The 2,590-nt window shown below is 60.4% G+C and carries 3 protein-coding genes; all 3 read right to left on the bottom strand.

All coding sequences use genetic code 11. The features are described 5' to 3' along the window. Positions 1–92: 92 nt before the first annotated feature. Genes FHW96_RS25800 through FHW96_RS25790 form a run of 3 tightly spaced genes read right to left on the bottom strand, consistent with a single transcriptional unit; the run spans position 93 to position 2,513 of the window. Complete coding sequence (locus FHW96_RS25800) at positions 93–1,694, bottom strand: IS66 family transposase (RefSeq protein WP_172343428.1); 1,602 nt, start codon at positions 1,692–1,694, stop codon at positions 93–95. Between the two features lie 41 nt (positions 1,695–1,735). Then, complete coding sequence (gene tnpB / locus FHW96_RS25795; protein WP_172343427.1) at positions 1,736–2,089, bottom strand: IS66 family insertion sequence element accessory protein TnpB; 354 nt, start codon at positions 2,087–2,089, stop codon at positions 1,736–1,738. After that, positions 2,073–2,513: a transposase gene (locus FHW96_RS25790; protein WP_216651090.1), complete on the bottom strand. Its 441-nt coding sequence runs from the start codon at positions 2,511–2,513 to the stop codon at positions 2,073–2,075. The genes tnpB and FHW96_RS25790 overlap by 17 nt, the downstream gene beginning before the upstream one ends. Between the last annotated feature and the right edge of the window lie 77 nt (positions 2,514–2,590).

Raw genomic sequence — 2,590 nt, 5'->3', positions numbered from 1 at the left:
GTAAGCGCGCATTTCACAGCACGCGGATTACGCTAACAGGGCGGCGATCATAAATGGCGCAAGGGAGCGTGGCGCGGAACGAAGGTGCCGGTTCAGGCTTGTTTTTTAAAGTTGAACGGCAGCAGATCGTCGATATCGGCGCCATGTGGGCGCTGTGGCAGTTCCGTGAGGACGTGGCGTAGCCAGGCGAGAGGCTCGACGCCACAGGCGCGGCCAGTCAGCATCAGACTGTAGATGACGGCGCTGGCCCGTGCTCCGTCCGGGGTGTCGCAGAAAAGCCAGGATTTCCTGCCTGTTGCAAAGATCCTGATGTCGCGCTCGATAAGATTGTTGTCGATCGGCATTCTGCCGTCTTCGGCATAGCGCATCAGATACCCCCACTGGTTGAGGGCGTAGGAAACCGCATCGCCAAGCTTGGTGTCAGGCACGACCTTGGGTGCGATGGCATCGAGCCACGCCTTGAGGGCATTGAGGACCGGGACGCTATGTTTCTGGCGGAAGCGGCTCATGGTGTCGGCCTGCTTTTCCCCATCGACGGGTATTTCGTCCCGCGCCTGCCTTTCGATCCGGTAGAGCTGGTCGAAGAATTTTAGGGCCTGTGCGGGCGGACCGCCTGTTTTCTTCCTCGCCTTGAGGGCGTCAGCAAAGCGTCGTCTGGCGTGGGCCATACATCCCAGATGGGTGGCGCCTTTCAATGTGCGCCAGGCCGAGTAGCCGTCGCTCATCAGGATGCCACGATAGTCGCCAAGGAAGGTCTGCGGATATTCCTGACCACGACCGGGCTGATAATCGAACAGCACGATCGGCTGCTCGCTGTCCTCGGCGCTGCGGTACGCCCACATATACGAAGTGCTGGTCGGGACCTTGCCTTCCTCCTTCAGAACCTGAACTGTCGTCTCGTCGCCATGGATGACCTCCTGGGACCGGAGCCGCAGCTTCAAGGCATCATAGATGCGATACAGGTGCCTCTGGCTTGAACCGATCACCCAATGGCCCAGTGCACCACGGCTGACCGGCACGCCCGCGCGCTCGAAGGTTTGCGCCAGACGATAGAGCGGTGTGCCATCGACGTATTTATGAACAAGGGCAAAGGCCAGCGTCGAGGCCGTGGCAATGCTGCCCGGCAAGGGCTGTGCGGGCATCGGGGCGATGATGATCGGTGTGGCGATCCCGGTGCGGTCGCAATGGCGGCACGCATATTTGGCACGGGCATTCTGCAGAACCGTGGCCTTCACCTCAATGTGAAGCTGCTCGGTAACGACCTCGCCCATGCGATGCATCCGGCCGCTGCAGCAGGGGCAGACCTGCTGGTCGTCGGCCAGGTCATACTCGACGCGTTGGCGCGGCACGTTGGCTGGCAGTGGCTTGCGACCGCGCTTTTTGCCTGCGGGATTCTGCGCCTCCGGCAATCCCGTGTCGGGAAGATCGATCGCGTCCGGCTCATTGATATCGTCGAGATCTTCGTCTGCACTGGCCTCACGCGAGGCCTGCTCGGCTTCGTTGAAGATACGATCCATGTGCTTTTCGCTGCGCGGCGCAAAGCGGTGCAGCCGTGCCAGCGCCAGTTCCTCCTCAAGCTTCAGAATGCGCTGTGCAAGGGCGTCTTTCTCGGCCTCCAATGCAGCGACCTGGGCGGCCTTCGCCGCCAGAAGCGCCATCAATTCTTCAATGGTGGGGACGCCGGTTCGATCCATTACAGTCTTGAATCGGAAGCCCCCTCCCGCGTCAACAATCTTCAGCCAACAAACTGATATTGCCGCACCGGATGAGGGACCATCGCGTCAATATCGATCCCGTCCAGCAGCCATCGCAATTGCTCGGCGGTGAGCGCCACCACCGCTTCCGCACGCCGGGGCCATCGGAACTTGTCCTCCGTCAGCGCCTTCAACACCAGGACAAAGCCAGACCGCTCAAAGAACAGGAGCTTCATCCGGGTCCGACGCCGGTTGCAGAAGGCGAACACCGCGCGCTCGAATGGATTGAGGTCCATCGACTGCTCGACAAGGATCGCCAGGCTGTTGATCCCACAACGGAAATCGATCGGTTCCCGGTGGAGATAGACGCGCAGATCTTCAGCGAGCCGGAACATTGCAACGCCCCAGCACTTCGATGAACACAGACAGGGCTTGTGCATCCGCATTGGCCAGTTCAAGCAGAACACCATTGGGCAGCGATGCCTTCAATTGCAGGCGTACCGGCGATGCCAGGGTGCAGGGGCTGGCAGGCGGGCGTGCAGTCGGTGCGGCTTCAACCACCGGAACGAAAACTGACGGTCCGCAGGCCCGAACACCCTTTGGCGTCCACACCCCCTGTCGGTCCCGAAGCACTTTGACCCAGTTGCGCAACTGGTTAGCATTCACCCCATGCTCCAGCGCGAGCCTTGCAATCGAAACCCCCGGTTCAAGCGCTGCTGTGATCAACCGCTCCTTCCAAATCGGATCATACCGACGCTTCCCATTGCGAGAAACGCTCACCACTCCGGTCTGCCCTGAAATCCCGTCATCCAATGCCATTGTGTCCACGATCTCCTCGTGGACACAATCAATCATGACGATATCAGTGAACAGGTGCAGGGCTTTGCGCGCTTACG

This window comes from Novosphingobium sp. SG751A (assembly GCF_013149295.1).
Lineage (GTDB): Bacteria > Pseudomonadota > Alphaproteobacteria > Sphingomonadales > Sphingomonadaceae > Novosphingobium.
This window is presented reverse-complemented; position numbering and strand designations above follow the sequence as displayed.